The organism is Microbacterium sp. ANT_H45B (genome assembly GCF_008369345.1).
In the GTDB taxonomy this organism is placed as follows: domain Bacteria; phylum Actinomycetota; class Actinomycetes; order Actinomycetales; family Microbacteriaceae; genus Microbacterium.
The window spans coordinates 158,023-175,887 of record NZ_VOBK01000001.1; the positions used below are offsets into that span (position 1 = coordinate 158,023).

At 69.5% G+C, this 17,865-nt stretch carries 18 protein-coding genes; 15 read left to right on the plus strand and 3 right to left on the minus strand.

The annotated features are described in order from the left end of the window. Nucleotides 1-9: 9 nt before the first annotated feature. From FQ142_RS00705 to FQ142_RS00735, 7 genes are all read left to right on the plus strand, one after another. Nucleotides 10-693: a TetR/AcrR family transcriptional regulator gene (locus FQ142_RS00705; protein WP_149421825.1), complete on the plus strand. Its 684-nt coding sequence runs from the start codon at nt 10-12 to the stop codon at nt 691-693. After that, the gene (locus tag FQ142_RS00710; RefSeq protein ID WP_149421826.1) at nt 690-1,757 is read left to right on the plus strand and encodes an ABC transporter ATP-binding protein; all 1,068 of its coding nucleotides are present in this window, start codon (nt 690-692) and stop codon (nt 1,755-1,757) included. The genes FQ142_RS00705 and FQ142_RS00710 overlap by 4 nt, the downstream gene beginning before the upstream one ends. Beyond that, entirely contained in the window at nt 1,754-2,554 is an 801-nt protein-coding gene (locus tag FQ142_RS00715) for an ABC transporter permease subunit (RefSeq protein WP_149421827.1), read from the plus strand. The genes FQ142_RS00710 and FQ142_RS00715 overlap by 4 nt, the downstream gene beginning before the upstream one ends. A gap of 392 nt (nt 2,555-2,946) precedes the next feature. Further along, nucleotides 2,947-3,354 carry a GntR family transcriptional regulator gene (locus FQ142_RS00720; RefSeq protein ID WP_149421828.1) on the plus strand — a complete coding sequence of 136 codons (408 nt, stop codon included), beginning with the start codon at nt 2,947-2,949 and terminating at the stop codon, nt 3,352-3,354. Further along, the gene (locus tag FQ142_RS00725; RefSeq protein ID WP_149421829.1) at nt 3,351-4,262 is read left to right on the plus strand and encodes an ABC transporter ATP-binding protein; all 912 of its coding nucleotides are present in this window, start codon (nt 3,351-3,353) and stop codon (nt 4,260-4,262) included. The genes FQ142_RS00720 and FQ142_RS00725 overlap by 4 nt, the downstream gene beginning before the upstream one ends. Continuing rightward, nucleotides 4,262-4,948, plus strand: a complete 687-nt coding sequence (locus FQ142_RS00730; protein WP_149421830.1) for a hypothetical protein — start codon at nt 4,262-4,264, stop codon at nt 4,946-4,948. The genes FQ142_RS00725 and FQ142_RS00730 overlap by 1 nt, the downstream gene beginning before the upstream one ends. Nucleotides 4,949-5,127: 179 nt before the next feature. Continuing rightward, nucleotides 5,128-6,321, plus strand: coding sequence for an FUSC family protein (locus FQ142_RS00735; RefSeq protein WP_149421831.1), 1,194 nt, complete (start codon nt 5,128-5,130; stop codon nt 6,319-6,321). Nucleotides 6,322-6,324: 3 nt separating this feature from the next. Here FQ142_RS00735 and FQ142_RS00740 read toward each other — a convergent pair whose 3' ends face one another. Continuing rightward, the gene (locus FQ142_RS00740) at nt 6,325-6,906 is read right to left on the minus strand and encodes a helix-turn-helix domain-containing protein (protein ID WP_149421832.1); all 582 of its coding nucleotides are present in this window, start codon (nt 6,904-6,906) and stop codon (nt 6,325-6,327) included. Between the two features lie 75 nt (nt 6,907-6,981). Between FQ142_RS00740 and FQ142_RS00745 the strand changes: the two genes are divergently transcribed. The 3 genes from FQ142_RS00745 to FQ142_RS00755 all read left to right on the plus strand — a co-directional run bounded on the left by FQ142_RS00745 (nt 6,982) and on the right by FQ142_RS00755 (nt 9,716). Further along, the gene (locus FQ142_RS00745) at nt 6,982-8,373 is read left to right on the plus strand and encodes an MFS transporter (protein WP_149421833.1); all 1,392 of its coding nucleotides are present in this window, start codon (nt 6,982-6,984) and stop codon (nt 8,371-8,373) included. Between the two features lie 374 nt (nt 8,374-8,747). Next, nucleotides 8,748-8,969: a hypothetical protein gene (locus tag FQ142_RS00750; protein ID WP_149421834.1), complete on the plus strand. Its 222-nt coding sequence runs from the start codon at nt 8,748-8,750 to the stop codon at nt 8,967-8,969. A 288-nt stretch (nt 8,970-9,257) separates the two neighbouring features. After that, nucleotides 9,258-9,716 (plus strand): GyrI-like domain-containing protein, encoded by a 459-nt coding sequence (locus tag FQ142_RS00755; RefSeq protein ID WP_149421835.1) that lies wholly within the window; start codon nt 9,258-9,260, stop codon nt 9,714-9,716. Nucleotides 9,717-9,783: 67 nt separating this feature from the next. On the opposite strand, the gene FQ142_RS00760 is transcribed toward FQ142_RS00755, so the two are convergent. Then, nucleotides 9,784-10,002, minus strand: a complete 219-nt coding sequence (locus FQ142_RS00760) for an SCO4848 family membrane protein (protein WP_045252487.1) — start codon at nt 10,000-10,002, stop codon at nt 9,784-9,786. Between the two features lie 140 nt (nt 10,003-10,142). Here FQ142_RS00760 and FQ142_RS00765 point away from each other — a divergent pair, with 140 nt between their 5' ends. The 5 genes from FQ142_RS00765 (at nt 10,143) to FQ142_RS00785 (ending at nt 16,237) form a co-directional block, all read left to right on the plus strand. Next, on the plus strand, nt 10,143-10,766 hold the full coding sequence (locus FQ142_RS00765; protein WP_262492010.1) for an RNA polymerase sigma factor: 624 nt from the start codon (nt 10,143-10,145) through the stop codon (nt 10,764-10,766). Further along, nucleotides 10,763-11,245, plus strand: coding sequence for a hypothetical protein (locus FQ142_RS00770; protein WP_056414145.1), 483 nt, complete (start codon nt 10,763-10,765; stop codon nt 11,243-11,245). The genes FQ142_RS00765 and FQ142_RS00770 overlap by 4 nt, the downstream gene beginning before the upstream one ends. Nucleotides 11,246-11,365: 120 nt before the next feature. Then, nucleotides 11,366-12,934 carry a S8 family peptidase gene (locus FQ142_RS00775; protein ID WP_056414147.1) on the plus strand — a complete coding sequence of 523 codons (1,569 nt, stop codon included), beginning with the start codon at nt 11,366-11,368 and terminating at the stop codon, nt 12,932-12,934. A 144-nt stretch (nt 12,935-13,078) separates the two neighbouring features. Then, on the plus strand, nt 13,079-15,514 hold the full coding sequence (locus FQ142_RS00780) for a CHAT domain-containing protein (RefSeq protein WP_149421837.1): 2,436 nt from the start codon (nt 13,079-13,081) through the stop codon (nt 15,512-15,514). A gap of 312 nt (nt 15,515-15,826) precedes the next feature. Continuing rightward, nucleotides 15,827-16,237 (plus strand): META domain-containing protein, encoded by a 411-nt coding sequence (locus FQ142_RS00785; RefSeq protein WP_188042255.1) that lies wholly within the window; start codon nt 15,827-15,829, stop codon nt 16,235-16,237. 837 nt (nt 16,238-17,074) lie between these two features. Here FQ142_RS00785 and FQ142_RS00790 read toward each other — a convergent pair. Further along, nucleotides 17,075-17,851, minus strand: a complete 777-nt coding sequence (locus tag FQ142_RS00790; RefSeq protein WP_149421839.1) for a DeoR/GlpR family DNA-binding transcription regulator — start codon at nt 17,849-17,851, stop codon at nt 17,075-17,077. Nucleotides 17,852-17,865: the final 14 nt, after the last annotated feature.

A 17,865-nucleotide genomic window follows, 5' to 3' on the forward strand; every position in this document is an offset into this window, starting at 1 on the left:
CTGCTGTACATGCGTTCAGCTTCTGACGACCTCACCGCTCGCGCCCGCATCCGCGACGCCGCGATCGCCGCCTTCGCCCGCGACGGATTCGACGCCACGAGCCTGCGGGCGATCGCCGCGGAGGCCGGCGTCAGCCCCGCGCTGATCGTGCACCATTTCGGTGACAAGAACGCCCTGCGCGCCGAGTGCGACGAGTTCGTGGTCAGCGTGTTCATCGATGAGGAGCACGACCTCATCGAGGCGCCGACCGGCGACCGCATCCGCGCGGCCCTGCACGATCTCGACCGCTACGGCAGGTACGTCGACTACCTCTCGCGGATGCTCGTCGACGGCTCGCCCGCCGCCGATCGACTGTTCGACAGCTTTCTGGCGAGCACCCGCAGCGTGCTCGCCGAGCAGCGCGACGCGGGGATGCTCGAGCCCATGAGCGACCCCGAGCTGACGACCCTGCTCGTGACTCTGATGGGCCTCGGCCCCGTCGTGATGCGCAGTCAGATCGCGCGCGCACTGGGCACGGATCAGCTGAGTCCCGCAGGGCTCCTCCGCCTGACGCTGCCCACGCTCGAGCTGCTCACGCACGGCATCTACTCGACGACCGCGCTGCTCGACAGTGCCCGCGACGCCCTCACGCCATCCGCGGATGCCGCGGAACCCGCGGAACATACGAACGCCTCGGAAGGAGACGCGTCATGACCGACACCGTCGAGATCGACCGCCTGCACAAGCGCTACGGCAGCCGTGTCGCGCTGCACGAGCTCGGTCTGCACGTGCGACCCGGCACCGTCTTCGGGCTCATCGGCCCGAACGGCGCCGGCAAGACGACCACTCTGCGCACCCTGGTCGATGCCATCCGCCCCTCGTCCGGCACGGTGCGCGTGCTCGGTGAGGACCCGCGTCACGGCGGGGCGGCACTGCGACGTCGCATCGGCTACGTGCCGGGAGAACTGCACCTCGACGCGCGATCGAGCGGGCACCGGATGCTGTCGTTCTACGCCCAGGTCTCGGGCAGCCGCGACTCCGCAGCCACGTTGCAGACCGGCCGCGACCTCGCCGACCGCCTCGGCGTCGACCTCTCGCGTCCCGTCCGCACACTGTCGAAGGGCAACAAGCAGAAGGTCGGGCTCATCCAGGCCTTCATGCACAGGCCGGAGCTGCTGATCCTCGACGAACCCACCAGCGGCCTCGACCCGCTGGTGCAGCGTGAGTTCCTGCAGATGGTGCGCGAAGCGAAGGACGCCGGGCAGACCGTGCTGCTCAGCTCGCACGTGCTCAGCGAGATCCAGCAGACGGCTGACGAGGTCGCGGTGCTCGCGAACGGCCGGGTGGTCGCCGACGGCGACGTCGCCTCGCTGCGGCTGGGGTCGATCCGCCGGGTGCGCGTCGAGCTTGCGACGACGGATGCCGCGGCAGCCCGCGCAGACTTCGATCGCGTTCCGGGGCTGAGCGGGATCGACGCGACGGATGCCGACGGCATCCTGCAGCTGTCGGGAACGATCGACGGCGCCATCGATCCGTTCATCAAGGCGCTCGCCCCGTTCGAGGTGCGAGACCTGACGGTCGAGGAACCCGACCTCGAGGAGTCCGTGCTGCGGCTGTACGGCGACTCGGCGGTGAGCGCGGCGCCGGCTCGGGCACGCGGCGAGCGCGGCACGGGTGCTGCCGATCCCGACGCCGATCCTGCTGCCGAGGCGCGTGTCGAGACCCGTGCCGAGCGCCGGACGAGACGCTCGATGCGCGACGGGGAGGGACGGCGATGAACGGCATCCTGCCGGTGTTCCGGCGCAGCCTGCGCGACTCGTGGCGGAGCCTGCTCGGGTGGACGGTCGGCCTCGCCGCCGTGCTCTTCCTCTACCTTCCGCTCTACCCGAGCCTCGGCGGCAACGGGCAGCTGCAGGACATCATCTCGGCGCTGCCGAAGCAGCTCGTCGAGACCATCGGATACGACCAGATCTCCAGCGGCGCCGGGTACGCGCAGAGCACCTTCTACGGGCTGATGGGCTTTCTGCTGCTCACGATCGCCGCGGTGCTCTGGGGTTCCGCCGCGATCGCCGGGGCGGAGGAGAGCGGTCGCGCCGAGCTCGACCTCGCGCACGGGATCGGCCGCGGTCAGTACGCGCTCGAGTCGGCGGTCGCCGTGCTCGTCCGTCTGCTCTGGCTCGGCGCGTTCTCGGGCTTCGTCGTCTGGGCGCTGAACGACTCCGCGGAACTCGGCCTCGAGGGCTGGCGGATCGTCGGCGCCAGCGCGGCGCTCACCGGGCTCGCGTTCCTCACGGCATCCGCAGCCCTGCTCGCGGGAGCTGCGACCGGGCGCCGGGTCTGGGCGACCGGTGTCGGCGCAGGGATCGCGGTGGTCGGGTACATCCTGCAGGCGCTCGCCAAGCAGTCGGCGGATCTCGACGGTCTGAACGCCCTCTCGCCGTACGCATGGGTCTACCGGCAGTCGCCGCTCGCCGACGGCGTCGATCCCGGCGGCCTCGCGCTGACCTGGGGGCTCGCGCTGCTGTTCGTCGCGGCATCGGTCGTCGCGCTGCGCGCCCGCGACCTGCGCGGCTGACGCCTCCCACGAGGGGCTATGCGGGGCCACTTTCGCACCGGAATCGCGCTTCTCCGGTGCGTAACTGACCCCGCACAACTCTGCTCCTTCGCCCACCCCCGCCCCCGCCATCCGGGGGACCGCCTCCGCACCGCCCCACCCAGCGGGGTCACTTCCGCACCGCCCCACCCAGCGGGGCCACTTCCGCACCGGAATCGAGCCTTTCCGATGTGAAAGTGACCCCGCCCGACTCGGGTCGGCAGCGAGGATGCGAAAGTGACCCGGCCCGACTCGACTCGACTCGACTCGAGGATGCGGATGCACGTAGAGGCGCGCGCTCGAAGGGTTGACACGATCCGGGTTCGGTGGTTACCTAGTCGAGTAACTAACCCACTAACCACCGCGGAGGACTCGTGATCGACGAAGGCAAGCCGCTCTTCCTCCAGATCGCCGAGCAGATCGAGGACTCCATCCTCGACGGCTCACTGGACGAGGAGGCGCAGGCTCCGTCGACCAACGAGCTCGCCGGCTTCTACCGGATCAACCCCGCGACCGCAGCGAAGGGAGTCGCCATGCTCACCGACAAGGGAGTGCTGTACAAGCGCCGCGGCATCGGCATGTTCGTCGCATCCGGGGCCCGAGATCTCGTGCTCGGCGAGCGTCGAGCGGCCTTCGCCGACCGCTTCATCGACCCCCTCCTCTCCGAGGCCCGCACGCTCGGGCTCGGCGCCGAGGACCTCGCCGCCCTCCTCCGCGAGCGTGCGACACAGACAGTCGCAGATCCCGCCGCACCCCGACCAGAAGGGAAGACCGGAGCATGACCGCCGTCATCGAGGTACAGAACCTCACGAAGCGCTACAAGGACACCCGCGCGCTCGACAACATCTCGCTCAGCCTCGAAGGGGGCGCCATCTACGGCCTCCTCGGCCGCAACGGCGCGGGCAAGACGACACTCATGTCGATCCTCACCGCCCAGAACTTCGAGTCCTCCGGCACCGTGCGCGTCTTCGGGGAGCATCCCTACGAGAACTCGCGGGTGCTGAACCGGGTGTGCTTCGTGCGCGAGAGCCAGAAGTACCCGGATGACGCCTACCCGCGTCACGCCTTCGCCGCGGCGCGCCTGTTCTTCGAGAACTGGGACCAGGACCTGGCCGACGAGCTGATCGCGGAGTTCCAGCTGCCGATGAAGCAGACGATCAAGAAGCTCTCGCGGGGTCAATTGTCCGCCGTCGGAGTCATCATCGGACTCGCCTCCCGTGCCGATCTGACCTTCTTCGATGAGCCATACCTCGGCCTCGACGCCGTGGCTCGGCAGATCTTCTACGACCGGCTGCTCGCGGACTACGCCGAGCATCCGCGCACCATCGTGCTCTCCTCGCACCTGATCGACGAGGTCTCGAACCTCATCGAGAAGGTCATCGTCATCGACAGCGGTCGCATCATCCTCAACGAGGACACGGATGCCGTGCGCGACCGCGCCGTCACCGTGGTCGGCGATGCGGATGCGGTCGACGCCTGGGCCTCCGGCCGCGAGATCCTGCACCGCGAGACCCTCGGACGAGTGGCCTCGGTCACCGTGCTCGGGGCGCTGTCCGCCGCGGAGCGGGCCGAGGTCGCGGCATCCGGCCTCGATCTGACCCCCGTCTCGCTGCAGCAGCTCGTCGTCCGTCTCACGCAAAGGGCCGAGGCCGCCGACAGAGCCTCGACCACGAAGGAAGGAGCACGCTGATGCGACGTACACTCAACGTCATCCGCCTGCAGCTGATCAACCGTCAGACGTTCGTCTGGGTGCCGCTGATCATCCTCGTGTCGGCGACGGTTCTCTCGGTGCTGATCTACGCGATGATCCCCGGCGACGGACCCAAGTACGGCGGGGGCGGGCAGGCCCCGCTCTGGTATTTCTTCGCCATCGGGATCTCGGCGATGACCCTCACCTTCCCGTTCTCCCAGGCCATGAGCATCACCCGCCGCGACTTCTTCGTCGGCACGATGCTCACCGCGATCCTGGGCAGCGCGTTTCTCGCGGCTCTGTTCCTGCTCGGCGGGGGCATCGAGGTCGCGACGAACGGCTACGGCGTCAACGGCTACGTGTTCTACCTGCCATGGCTGTGGGAGGCAGGCCCGCTCGGGGCGTTCGTCGTGTACTTCACCCTCGCGCTCTTCCTCTTCGTCTTCGGCTTCACCGGGGCCACGATATACAAGAGCTGGGGACCCACGGTGGTGACGATCGTCGGCGTGGGCCTCTCCCTCGTGCTGGTGGGTCTCGTGTTCCTCGTCACCCGCCTCGAGCTGTGGGTCCAGGTCGGGCTCGCGATCGGCGATCTCGGTGCACTCGGGCTCGCGCTCTGGGGCCTCGCGGCCGTGGTGGTGCTCGGTGCGGTGTCGTTCCTCGCCTTCCGCCGCGCGACCCCCTGACGCCTCAGCACTCTCGACGCCTCAGCACTCTCGACGCCGATCACGCGGCGGCGCCGGCCCTCTTCGGCCGGTGCCGCCGCGCGTGCGCGTACCCGCCCGACGCCGATGGCGCAACCCGTTGGAGCGATGCGCACGCTCCCGACTAGCGTCGCCCTCCGAGAGGCGGACGGGAGGATGCAGTGACCGACATCAGAACGCGATTGCGCGCACGCCGTTCGGGCGCGGGCCGGTCGATCCGCGAAGCGGTGCATCCCGCACGCCTGCTCCTGGTCGCCAAGACGACGCTCGCCGTCGGACTGGCCTGGATGATCGCGCCGCACATGCCCGGCGTCACGGAGCAGTACCCGTACTACGCGCCGCTCGGCGCCCTCGTGAGCATGTACCCCACGCTGATGGGGTCGCTGCGCTCGGGACTGCAGACGCTGATCGGCCTCGCGACCGGAATCGGCCTGGCGTTCCTGGTGGTCATGACCGTCGGGCCGAACTGGTGGACGATCCCCGTCGTCGTCGGGCTCGGCGTGCTGGTCTCGGGCACCGGATGGTTCGGCGCGGGCCGGGAGTACGTGCCGATCGCGGCGCTGTTCGTGCTGATCGTCGGCGGGCAGAACGCCGACGACTACTCGCTCGGATACCTCGTGCAGATGGCGGTCGGCGTCGCGATCGGACTGATCGTGAACGTGGTCATCGCCCCCGCTCCCCTCACCCTCGCGGCCTCTGCGAGGGTCGACGAGTTCCGCGCGCAGCTGAGCACCCACCTGCAGGACATCGGTGTGGCCGTCTCGGAGTACTGGCCACCCGAGCGGCAGCAGTGGGCGAGTGACGCGACATCCCTCGCCGATACCACCGCCGCCCTACGTACAGCGCTGGCGGATGCGGATGACAGCCGGCGGGGCAATCCCCGGGCGTGGGGCCGCCGCGGCGAGACCCGGCACATCCACGAGGAGCTGACCCGTCTCGACCGGATCGCCCACCTCATCCGCGACATCTCCGATGAGATCGCCGACACCATCTGGGACCGCCCGGGATCCCTCGATCTCGACCCCGCGCTGCCCGAGCCGCTGTCGGCCGCATGCCAGGCCGTCGCCGAGGTGATCGCGCAGCAGGATCCGGTCGACGCCGCAGATCACCGGGCGCGTGGCGAGGCCGCGCGTGCGATCCGGCTGCTGCTCGAGACGGTCGACGACCGCACGATCCGGCAGGGACGCTCCATGGGTCCTGGCGTGCTCGCCGCGATGGACCTTCGGCGCATCCTGATCGTCAGCGGCCACCGGGAGCCCGAGGAGGAGCCGGCATCGTCGGCCGAGGAGGAGACGCAGGAGACGCCCGAGGAGGAGACGCCGGAGTCCGACGTCGACCACACCTCCCGCGACTGACGGTCAGATCGTGTCGTCGGCCGCGAGGATGTCGATCTGCCAGGGCCGTCCGTCGGGATCGTTCGGGTCGTGCGCGTCGACCGCCTCCGTGATGACCTCCTGCACGCGCTCCATCACCGCGTCGAACTCGGACTCCGTCAGTCGTGCCATGCGCTGCGAGAACGCGGCGTGGATCTCGGTCGCGCGTCCGGAGAGGTATTCGGGCGTCCAGGCGACGACCCGCGCCATCATCTCCTGATGGTCCTCGGCGAGCGAGCGCACCATCGCGGTTCCCAGAGCCTCGTCGGGCACCGGATGCTCGGGGCCGCCCAGGTTGATCGACCCTTTGCGGGACTTCCAGACCCGATCGCGGCGATCCCTCGCGTGCTCCGGAGCCTCTTCGATCAGGCCGGCATCGGCCAGGACGCGCAGATGGAAGCTGGCGCTGTTCGGGGCGACGCCGAGGTCTTCCGCCACATCGGCCGCGCGGAGGTGCTCGCGGCGGGCGAAGAGGCGAATCATCTGACGGCGCAGCGGGTGCGCGTAGGCCTTGAGCATGGCCGTGGTCATCCAGACCTGGTCTTCTCCGCTCTGCGACTCCGTCATCCCCGCAGTCTATCCGCACGCTAAATTGCGCAATAAGTATTGCGCAATTGTTCTTGCGGAACTATCGTGATGAGCATGACCACCGTGACCGCACCGCATCGCCTGTGGCGCAACACCCGATACCTGACCTGGCTCGTGAGCGACACGAGCAAGGGGCTCGCGGCCGCGCTGTTCTCCTTCGCCATTCCTCTGCTCGCCCTGATCGTCACGAACGACCCCGCCCAGGCCGGCATCATCGGCGGTGCCGGCATGGTCGCGCGGCTCCTGCTGACCCTCGTCGGCGGCATCCTCGCCGACCGGCATCCTCGTATCGTCCTGATGCTGATCGGCTCACTCGTCGGCATCCTGTTCGCGGGCGCCTTCACGCTGCTCGCCCTCGCCGATGCGCTCACATTCGGCACCCTTCTCGCCGCCAACGTGCTGCTCGCCGCGCGCGGCGGCCTGTTCGACGTCGCCGGCGAGAGCGCGATCAAAGAGATCGTCCCCGATGACGCGATGGGCCGGGCCCAAGCGGCGAACCAGGGGCGGGACGCCGCGCTGCAGTTCGCCGGCGGCCCGCTCGGCGGCCTTCTGCTGGGCGCCGGCGGATGGCTCGTCGGCGTCGTGATGACCCTCTGCCACGCGGTCGCCGCGGTGACCGCGTGGATGCTGAAGAAGGAGGCCCGCCGCTCCCGGATCGTCGATGCGGGAGCGGATGCCGATCGCGAAGGAGCGGATGCCTCGAGGTCGGTCGCTGCGGCGCCCGCCGTCGATGCGCGCGATGGCCTCGGTTCTCCGACAGAGCTGAGCGCCGAGGCCGCCGTGGTCGCCGCCCCCGCCACACCCGACGCGTGGTCCGAGCTGCGCGAGGGATTCCGCTGGCTGCTCTCCCGCCCCGACCTCGGCGGCGTGCTGCTGATCATCACCATCATCAACCTCGGCTTCAACGCCGCGATCACGACCACGATCTACGCACTGCAGCAGGACGGCTACTCCGAGCTGCTCATCGGCTCGTTGAGCGCGGCCGTGGGCGCCGTCATGCTCGTCGGGGCCGTCGTCGCGCCGATGCTGGTGCCGCGCTTCCGGGCAGGAGTCATCGCGATCAGCGGGCTCTCGGTCGTCGCCGTCGGCGCGATCGTGCTCTCTATGGTCACCGAGCCCTGGGCGATCGTCGTCGTGCTGGGCGCATCGGTGCTGCTGCTTCCGGCCTTGAACGCGGGGATGATGGGCTACTTCATGGTCGCGACCCCCACCCAGCTGCTCGGGCGCGCGAACAGCGCGGCCGCCGTTCTGGGGATGGGCGCGATGCCGCTCGCGCCCATGATCGCGGGCTTCGGACTCACGTGGATCGGCCGCGAATCGACGATCCTCGTGTGCGCCGCGCTCTGCGTGATCGCCGTCGCACTCGCGCTGGGCAACCGCGCGCTCCGCGGACTTCCCGTCGAGTCGCACTGGGCCGAGCACGCGAAGCAGTACGAGCACGCCTGAGTCTCGCTCGGACGGATGCGGCGGTGGCCTCGCGAGGCCCGCCGGCAAGCGAGGCTGAACATCCTCGGCTGATCCCCTTGAGGGCGCCTCACTGGGTCGTGCGGGTAGCACTTGTTCGTGCCAGCGATCGCGTCGACCACCTCCCGCTAGCTCGCTTCGGAGTCTCCGAGTTTCGCAGCTCGTACGCTCGAGCTCGTCGGCCTGGGCTCAGTCCATACTCGAAATGATGTCAACTTATGGCGGCAGCTTGGAGAGGGTTCAATCGAATCCGCTCTGCCATCGTGCAACGATGGCTGAAGAACCGATGAGTGAGACTACTGTCACCAGGCAAGGTTTCTGATGAGCGAGGAGCAACGAGGACCCGACGAGTTGTGGTGACGTTGCTCCTCGCAATCGGCTTCGCTGTGGGAGGGTTTTTCCTACCCGCGCTCCGTCTCGGGTCGGTGGGGGTCATCATCTACGCCGGCATACGCCTCTCCCGCGATCGGAAGCACCCGGTCGCCGCGTGGGGGCACTCAACCACCATCGCAATTTCTGCCCTCGCACTGATCGGCATGATCGCGATCACGCTTTCCTACATCGGGACAGAAATCTAGCGATAGCCGCCCGACCGCGGCCGCTGCTTTGCCTTCGCCGTTCTCATACCGCGCGTTTGAACATGTCTATTGGCGCTCACTCCCGGGCAGATGGTTGCGCCGTTGGACAAGCCGTCGCCCCGTGAGGGACGCTCCGACAGCTTTCGAGAGACTCCGACACTTTTCGTGAGACCGGACGAGACATGGAAGCCGCCGACGTGCGCGCACGCCTGACGAATGCCCGTATCGGATGTCGGTGTCGGTGCGTAGGATCGGCGGCACCGACCACCCCTACCCGAGGAGACGACGATGTCAGCCCTGGAGATCACCCAAAACCCACTTCCCTCCGTCCGCCTCGCGACCCTGACCGAGACGGTCGGCTCACAGCCCGAGGTCGCCGCGGTCGTCGGACCGCTGTTCGACCGCGTGGCCGACGCGCTTCTGGCATTCGGAGCGACGCCGGGGCTGCCGATCGCCGAGTACGACATGGACCGGCACGGGGTGCGCATCACCGTGGGCTTCACCTACGACGGCCCCGCGATCGACGGCCTCGTGATCGTGGAGCTGCCCGCCGTGGCTACGGCCTTCACCGCCACCCATCACGGGTCCATGGCGACGATCGACGAGAGCTGGGGCGCCGTCAACGCCGCGATCACCGAGCGTGGCGCAGAGGCGGTAGGACCATGCCGAGAGGTCTACCTGCAGTCCGAATCCGAAGACCAGGCTGACTGGATCACCGAGTTGCAGCAGCCGGTCTCGGCGGGCTGAGCATCACCCGGGCATGATCGTCAGAGTGCGCCGGACGGTGGCCCTGCCGCTCGGTCGGGCGTGATCTTCAGAGTGCGCCGGTGAGTGCGGCGACGCCGACGAGCACCGAGACCAGAGCCAGCACCAGGGCGATCGCGATCAGCACGGCGTGCACCTTGAGGAAGGTCGTGGCCTTGCCGTCGGCATCCCGTGCCCGCGGGTCGGTCGCGACGCGCTTGTAGAAGCGGGGCCACACCACCACGTTGAAGGCGGCATTGAGGAACAGGACGACAGCGAGAGCGATCACCCCTCCACGGTATCGCGCGCGGCATACGGCATTGTCCCGGCCTCTCTCCCGACAACCAGACCCAGATCCGGAAAACAACCGAGTCCATGTATCACCGAGCCCTTGCCGCGCTCCTTACTGGTGTGATCACAATGGGACTCATGATCGACGGCGCACCCGATGGCGCCGGCCTCGATCCTGCACCGGACGACGGTGCGGCGCGCTGGAAGCGCGCTGCCGACTTCTTCGACGCATGGCGGGACGGCGACAGCCGCGCGATGGACGACCTCGTGCGGCTGATGACCCCTGTCCTCTGGCATGTCGTGCGCGCCTACGGGCTCGAGCGCACGCTCGCCGAAGACGTCATCCAGACGACGTGGCTGCAGCTGGTGCGCGGACACCGTTCGATCTCCGATCCGAAGGCCGTCTCCGCCTGGCTCACCACCACCGCCCGGCGGGAGGCCTGGCGCGTGGGCAAGGCGCACAACCGTCTCGACACGACAGAGGCGGATGCTCTCGACGCGCTCCTTCCTGAGCAGCAATCGGCCGAAGACCATGCGGCGATCGGCGACGAGAGCCGTCGGCTGTGGGCGGCGGTGCAGCGCCTCGCCGAGCGATGCCAGCGACTGCTGCGTGTGATCGCCTTCGAAGAACGCCCCGACTACGCCCGCCTCGCCGCTGACCTGGCGATGCCGGTGGGCAGCATCGGCCCCACGCGACAGCGATGCCTGGCGAAGCTGCGCGACCTGCTCGACACGACCCCACGAACGGAGGGACGCTCATGAGCGAGAACGATGGGAACAACGGCGGCGACAACCACGAGGATGCCGAGCTGTTCGCCCACCTGCGCTCGCTCTGGCGCGGCGTGGACCCGATGCCGGCGAGCCTCATCGATCGCATGATCGCCTCGGTGGCGGCTGAGGGCATCTCGGCGGAGTACGCGCTGCTCACCCTCGTCGACGAGCCGCTCGGCGCGGTGCGCGGAGATGCGGACGCTCTGACCCTGCAGTTCAGCGACGGCACCACGAACATCCTGCTTCATGTCACCGGCACCGCGACCGGCGCGCACCGCGTCGACGGCTGGGTCGACGCGGTCGCCGGGTCGATCGAGCTCGTGCAGGGCGAGCACGTCCGCACCACGACCGCCAGCGAGACCGGACGGTTCGTGTTCGACGAGGTGCCGGACGGCCTGACGCTCGTGCGCCTCTCCACCATGGTCGGCGATGAGGAACGCACGCTGTCGACCCCGCAGTTCGAGCTGTGATCGACCGCGGGTCCGCCCGCACACACCGCGGGCAGGCCCGCACATACGGCAGGGCCGCTCCCGCACCTCGCGGGTCCGCCCGCATAGCACGCGGGTGCGCCCGCGAGGAGAGGACCGACGATGGAGCAGCCCGCGGGATGGACCTGGCAGGACAGAGCGGAAGGATCGATCAGGCGCGGCACGGCGCTCGATCCCTCGATCGAACCGGTGGGCGGGGTCAGAGCGTTCCCGACCGCCTATCTGCAGGATCGACTGCTGATCACGCAGGATCAGGACGACGATCAGGAGGGCTACGACCGGGAGATCAAGGAGCTGCAGGAGGCCGCAGGAACCTTCGGGTGGACCCTCGAGCTCGAACCCGACGACGATGGGGTCGTCCGCGGCCCGCTGGTGCCGGGAGTCCCCGGATTCCTGCGCGCACGGCTGTCCACCCCCGACGAGCCCACCCGTGGCGAGTCGCCGGTCCCTCCTGACGCGTGGCGCGTCCTGCAGCGTGCACGGCGCAGCTCCCGCACATCGATGCCGCGGACGAGCCTCGAGCACGTGCTGTCGATCGACCCGGTGGGGCTCAATCCGTTCAGTCGCACGAATCCCTTCAGCCGCACCAACCCGTTCAGCCGCACCAACCCGGTGCGCGGTGCGGGTGCCGGCGGCAGCGATGACTACCTCGAGCCCGGACGTGGCGCGCGGCAGCCGGTGGCCTGGGTGGGAGCGGCGCCGCAGCGCGCGGCGGCTCCGAAGCGCGGACGCCGCCCCGTCGTGGCCGTGCTCGACACCGGATGCGGTGTGCACGACTGGCTGCCGGATGACGTGGTGACCCGACACATCGAGCTCGACGGCGTTCCGGTCGGCCTCACCGACGACGCCGACCCCGAGCGGTACCCCGACCTGTACGGGCAGCTCGACGGCGAGATCGATGCGGTCGCCGGTCACGGCACGTTCATCGCCGGCATCATCCGTCAGGCGGCACCGGATGCCGACATCCTGTCGATCCGCATGGCGGGGGCGCTCGGCGTCATCGACGAGAGCACGTTCCTCACCACGGTCGCGCAGGTGGTGGAGCTGCTGCGGCGCCACCGTGAGGACCCGAAGACCGGGCATCCGATCGACGTGCTGAATCTGTCGCTCGGGTACTACCACGAGACGCCGGTCGACGGACTGTTCAGCCGCACCCTGCATGCGCTGCTCACCACGGCGCGGCAGCTCGGATGCGTGGTCGTGTGCTCGGCCGGCAACGACGCGATCGATCGCCCCTCGTTCCCGGCGTCGCTGTGGTCGTGGCCGGGGGCTGACAACGGCATCCCCCGTGACCGCGATGCTCCGCATGTCTCGGTGGGCGCCCTCAATCCGTCGACCCGCTCGGTCGCCCTGTTCTCGAACGTCGGACCGTGGGTGCAGACGTACGCGCCGGGTGCGGCTGTGGTCAGCACCTCGCCGGCGTTCGTCGGCGGCGAGCAGGCGAGCACGAGGGCAGACGTCGAGGGACTGCGCCGCGAGACGATCGATCCCGACGACTACCGGGGCGGCTTCGCGATCTGGAGCGGCACCTCGTTCTCGGCGCCCTACGTCGCGGGGCGGGTCGCGGCCCAGCTCGGCACTGTCCCGACGCAGGGGGCGACTCCTGCCGCCGCGGCAAAGGCGGTCGCGGCGGTGCTGAAGACGCTTCCGACTCCGGTCGAGCGGGGGTAGGCGCGCTCGGGTGGCTGACGAACGCCCGGACGGCTGACCGAAGGGGACGGAATCGTCAGCCATCCGGGCGTCGTCCAGCCATCCGAAGCCGCGGATGCCGCCGCGGGCCTTCCCTGACACCCCGCCGACCGGCATTCTGGTGTGATGCCCCTGACCGCGCACGCGCTGCATCGGCGCGGCGTCGACGCGGCCAACTCCCGACGGTTCGCGCAGGCACGTCGCGCCCTCACCGCTGCATCGTCGCGCACCGACGACCAGGATCTGCGCGCCCGCATCGACGGCACCATGGCGTACGTGCTCGCGCAGACCGGCCAGCCCGCCGCGGCCGAGCAGCTCTGCCGCGAAGCGCTGTCGCGACCGGGGCTCAGCCCCGAGACCGTCGCGCTCTCGCACGGTCAGCTCGGCACGCTGCTGATGCACGGCGGGCGGCTCGACGAGGCGGAGCTGTCGCTGACCACCGCGATCGACGGCCTCGACGACGACTCGATCGAGGGCGCGAATCTGCGCATGAGCCGGGCCATGGTCGACATGCAGCGGCACCATCTCGACCGCTGCGCCGACGACCTGCAGCGGGCCATCGCGACCTATGAGGCGCACGACGCGCAGGAGCCCCTCGCCGAAGCGCGGCACAACCTCGGCTATGCGGCCCTGCTCGGCGGCGACCTCGTCACCGCTCTCGCCCTCATGACGCGCTCTCGCCCCACCCTCGCGGCGACCAGCGACCTCGCCGCCGCCATCAGCGATCTCGACCGGGCCGAGGTGCTGCGCGATGCCGGCCTCACGACCGAGGCCGAAGAGCTGCTGGGTGCGGTCGCTGCGCAGTTCGGAGCGCAGCGGATGCGGCAGGCCCGGGGGGAGGCCGAGTTCCACCTCGCCCGGTCACTGCTGCGGCACGACGCCGCAGCAGCCGAACGTGCTGCCGCGACCGCATCCCGCCGGTTCGCCACCCTCGGCAGTGAAGGATGGGCGGCGCGCGCCGAGGCCGTGCGGCTCGAGGCCCGGCTGCGCGCCCACCCGACGCGTCCGCCGGCCGCCGCCGACTTCACCCGCACCGCCGCCGCTCTCACCCGCGGCGGATTCCGCACCGAAGCCGCCGCCCTGTCGCTCACGGCCCGGCTCGCCGACGGGGGACGGATGCCGCGGCTCGCCCCCGACGCCCCGATGCCCCTACGTCTGCGGGCGCACGAGGTGCGCGCCGTGCGGGCCGCCGACCGGGGCAGGGATGCCGACGCCCGCCGCACCGCTGCGGAGGGGCTCGACCTGCTCACCACCTGGCAGCAGTCCTTCGGCGCGCTCGACCTTCAGGCATCCGTCGCGATGCACGGCACCGAGCTGATGTTCACCGGCCTCGCCGCGGCTGCTCGCTCCCACGACCCGGAAGTGGTGTTCGAGTGGTCGGAGCGCGCCCGGCATCTGAGCCAGCAGGTGGCTCCGGTGCGGCCGCCGCACGACGCCGGGCTCTCGTCCGACCTGGCGGAGCTGCGGATGCTGCGCGCTGACCTCGCCGGGTCCGACTGGACGACCGACACCCGTGTGCGCGAGCTGCGCGACCGGGTGCGCGACCGGCAGTGGTCGTCGACCGGAGCCGGTGGCAGCCGCGAACGCCTCGGACTGCGAGAGACCCGTTCCGCCCTCGACGGCGACACCGCGGTCCTGGCCTACATCTACACACGCACCGAGCTGCTGTGCGTGGCGGTCACGAACTCCGGCGCCACGATCGTCGAGCTGTCGTGGTCGCGGATCCAGGACGCGCTCGACGGGCTCCGCGCCGATCTCGACGTCGCGGCGCTGACCCGCGGTGGCGCGATGGCGGCGCTCGTCTCCCGCTCGCTCGACGAGCGACTGCGGATGCTCGACGACGCCCTCCTCGCCCCGGCGCGCGCGGCCGCGGGGGGAGCGCGGAGGCTGGTGCTGACGATTCCCGGCATTCTGGCGGGCGTCCCGTGGGCGATGCTCCCGGGGATGTCGGGGACGCCGTTCACCCTTGCGACGTCGGTCTCGCGCTGGCTGGGGGACGTCGCTCCGGCACCCGCGGCAGGCGTGCGGACCACCGCCGGTTTCGCCACCGGTCCGCGGGTCGCGCGCGCCGACGAGGAGGTGCGTCGAGCGGCGACGGCGTGGGGAGACGCCACGGTGCTCAGGGGAGATGACGCCGGGGTGACCGCCGTCACCGCGCTCGCCGAGGACGTCGACATCCTGCACATCGCCGCGCACGGGCGTCACGCTGTCGACAACCCGCTGTTCTCCGGCTTCGAGCTCGCCGACGGCACTCTGTTCGGCTACGACGTCGATCTCATCGCGCGCGCACCGCACACCGTGGTGCTCTCGGCCTGCGAGCTCGGTCGCTCATCCGTGCGCTGGGGCGAGGAGGCGCTGGGCATGACGAGGGTCTGGCTGCACGCGGGCACGCGCTGCGTCATCGCGGCCCCGGTCGTGGTCGCCGACGACGTGGCGTGCGAGCTGCTCGGAGCCGTGCACGATCAGCTCGCGGCCGGTGTCGCTCCGGCCGTCGCCCTGGCCGCGGCATCCGAATCGACCGGGCTGAGCTCACCCTTCCAGTGCCACGGCAGCGGACTCTGAGGAGATTTCTCCACTCGATGTATCAGGACGTCGAGCGGTCACTCCTTATTTCCAGAAGGTGCCACGCGAAGGGCTTCGGAGACGGAGTGCGAGGGAGGCGCAGTCGGTATGGGGTACCTCGTGCACTGGGGAGTGTGAGGCCGACAGACACCATCTGCTCCGGGGATGTCGCGAGAAGGGTCGCGGCATCCCCGCATGGAGTCCGGCACCGGGATGCTTGCAGGGGTCGGCTCCGGGTGCGAGCATTGCAGAGATTCGGCACGGATGGCCGCGTGAACTGCCGGGGAGCTGGTACTGATGAGATCGAGAAGCATGTTGCTCGTCGCACTGGCGGTCGCCTGCGCTGCGACGACGGTGGGGTGCACGGTCCAGGAGCAGAACTCCGTGATGCCGACCCCCACGCCGTCCGCCTCGACGCTCTCGCCGAGCGACGCACTGGTGGGCGCGTGGGCCTCGCCGGATGATCCGGATGTGTCGCTGACACTCAATGGGGATGGGACCATGGTGGGCTTCGACGGCTGCAACACACAGTCCGGGACCTGGAGCGGACCGAACGGGGGAGCCATCGGTCTCGAGTTCACCGGGCAGACCGAAAGAGGCTGCCCCGACGGTGTGGTGCCCTGGCTCGGCGCGTCTGATGGCGCGATGGTCGACGGCGGCGCGCTCATGCTCTTCGGGCCCACCGACGCTCCGACCGGCGAGCTGGTGAGGTCCGAGGACTGACGCCCGACACCGGTCTCAGGACGTGAGCACCCAGCCAGTGCAGCAGGTGGGTGCCCGCCCGAGGAACTCTTGACGATTCGGCTGTCGAACCGATGGACTTGGTGAATGATGTCGACACCTGATCCCAGCGATGTCCCCGAAGTGCTCACCATCATGCCCGAATGGGGAAGTTCGCAGCGGGTCGTCGGAATATTCTCACCCTCTTTGTCGAAAGACCTCCAGGCGCGGATCCGAGCATGGAACGACGAGTGGAAGTTCACACTCAACCCGCAGAAGACGATTCATTGGCCTGAGCCCGAGGTCGGGCGTCAGTGGATAGCTGAAGGGAACGCTCTCGTCGAAGCCATCCAAGCAGAGCTCGGGTCAAGGTATCGCGTGGTCGGCGGATTCGATGACTATGCCCCGACCCCTTGAGCCCGTGTCTACGGTTGGGCCTGAATGTCGACCAGACTGTCAGCCGGTAGTCCTGCTGAAGATGTATGCCGGCTGAACTTTGGCCGGCTGCCGATTATGGGGCCAGCGCCTGACTGCATAGTCCATGCGCGACAAACGCTCCGATCACTATCAGGGCGATCCCTGTCACAGGGACGAACGACATCGACCGTCGCCGGCCGAAGAGCAACGAGATCACTCCCGATGCGACGACGATCACGACACACGCCCAGGCAAAGCCATCGATAGCGGCATAGAGAAGGGTGCCGTCGCAGGTCTGGCCGCACCCGGGTGCTCCAAGTTGACGTAACCAGACAGTGCCCCCCGCCGCCATTGCGACAACGAGCTCCAAGAACCAGAAAAGGGTGGTGCGGAGCGGACGCGGGGGATTGTCCGGCAGACGCCTCATGAGGTCAGGACCTCGTAGCCTGCCGCGCGCAGGTCGGCGAGGGTCGCGGCATCCGCGCCGTCGTCGGTGAGGAGCACGGGGAACAGCTCCGCACCGCCGACGGCGGCGAACGCGACCGTGCCGAGCTTGCTGCTGTCGGTGACCACCACGGCACGACGCGCACGCTCGGCCATCATGCGGTTCACCGCGGCCTCGCGTTCGTCCTGCGTGGTGGCGCCGGCTGCGGCATCCATGCCGTTGACGCCGATGAAGGCGATGTCGAGTCGCACCCCGCGCAGCAGCTGCTCGACGAACGGTCCGACCAGCTCGTAGCTGCGCGAATGGATCACGCCGCCCGTGACGACGACCTTGATGTCAGGGCGGGTCGCGAGCTGCGCCGCGATGTTCACGGCGTTCGTGACGACCGTGATCCCCGGACCGACCGCGAGGTCGTCGCGCGCAGCGAGGGCAGCCGCGATCGCGGTGGTCGTGGTGCCGCCGGAGAGCCCGACGACCATGCCCGGGGCGACCAGGGCGGCCGCAGCCTGGGCGATGCTCTCTTTCTGCTGCGCGCGCTGGTGGCTCTTGTAGCGGATCGGCAGCTCGTAGGCGACCGAATGCGCGACCGCCCCGCCGTGGGTGCGGGTGAGCAGACGCTGCTCGGCGAGCGAGTCGAGATCGCGGCGGGTGGTCGCGGCGGATGCTCCGAATCGGTCGACGAGCTCGTCGACGTTCACCTCGCCGTCCGCGGCCAGCAGGTCGAGGATCGCGTTCAGTCGGGCGGCGCGCTTCATGTCACCATCCTGCC

What these genes read in the sequence shown, in the direction of transcription:
- FQ142_RS00705 (WP_149421825.1), top strand. Translation starts at nt 10, where the DNA reads ATGCGTTCAGCTTCTGACGACCTCACCGCTCGCGCCCGCATCCGCGAC.
- FQ142_RS00710 (WP_149421826.1), top strand. Translation starts at nt 690, where the DNA reads ATGACCGACACCGTCGAGATCGACCGCCTGCACAAGCGCTACGGCAGC.
- FQ142_RS00715 (WP_149421827.1), top strand. Translation starts at nt 1,754, where the DNA reads ATGAACGGCATCCTGCCGGTGTTCCGGCGCAGCCTGCGCGACTCGTGG.
- FQ142_RS00725 (WP_149421829.1), top strand. Translation starts at nt 3,351, where the DNA reads ATGACCGCCGTCATCGAGGTACAGAACCTCACGAAGCGCTACAAGGAC.
- FQ142_RS00730 (WP_149421830.1), top strand. Translation starts at nt 4,262, where the DNA reads ATGCGACGTACACTCAACGTCATCCGCCTGCAGCTGATCAACCGTCAG.
- FQ142_RS00740 (WP_149421832.1), bottom strand. Translation starts at nt 6,906, where the DNA reads ATGACGGAGTCGCAGAGCGGAGAAGACCAGGTCTGGATGACCACGGCC.
- FQ142_RS00745 (WP_149421833.1), top strand. Translation starts at nt 6,982, where the DNA reads ATGACCACCGTGACCGCACCGCATCGCCTGTGGCGCAACACCCGATAC.
- FQ142_RS00755 (WP_149421835.1), top strand. Translation starts at nt 9,258, where the DNA reads ATGTCAGCCCTGGAGATCACCCAAAACCCACTTCCCTCCGTCCGCCTC.
- FQ142_RS00765 (WP_262492010.1), top strand. Translation starts at nt 10,143, where the DNA reads ATGATCGACGGCGCACCCGATGGCGCCGGCCTCGATCCTGCACCGGAC.
- FQ142_RS00770 (WP_056414145.1), top strand. Translation starts at nt 10,763, where the DNA reads ATGAGCGAGAACGATGGGAACAACGGCGGCGACAACCACGAGGATGCC.
- FQ142_RS00775 (WP_056414147.1), top strand. Translation starts at nt 11,366, where the DNA reads ATGGAGCAGCCCGCGGGATGGACCTGGCAGGACAGAGCGGAAGGATCG.
- FQ142_RS00780 (WP_149421837.1), top strand. Translation starts at nt 13,079, where the DNA reads ATGCCCCTGACCGCGCACGCGCTGCATCGGCGCGGCGTCGACGCGGCC.
- FQ142_RS00785 (WP_188042255.1), top strand. Translation starts at nt 15,827, where the DNA reads ATGTTGCTCGTCGCACTGGCGGTCGCCTGCGCTGCGACGACGGTGGGG.
- FQ142_RS00790 (WP_149421839.1), bottom strand. Translation starts at nt 17,851, where the DNA reads ATGAAGCGCGCCGCCCGACTGAACGCGATCCTCGACCTGCTGGCCGCG.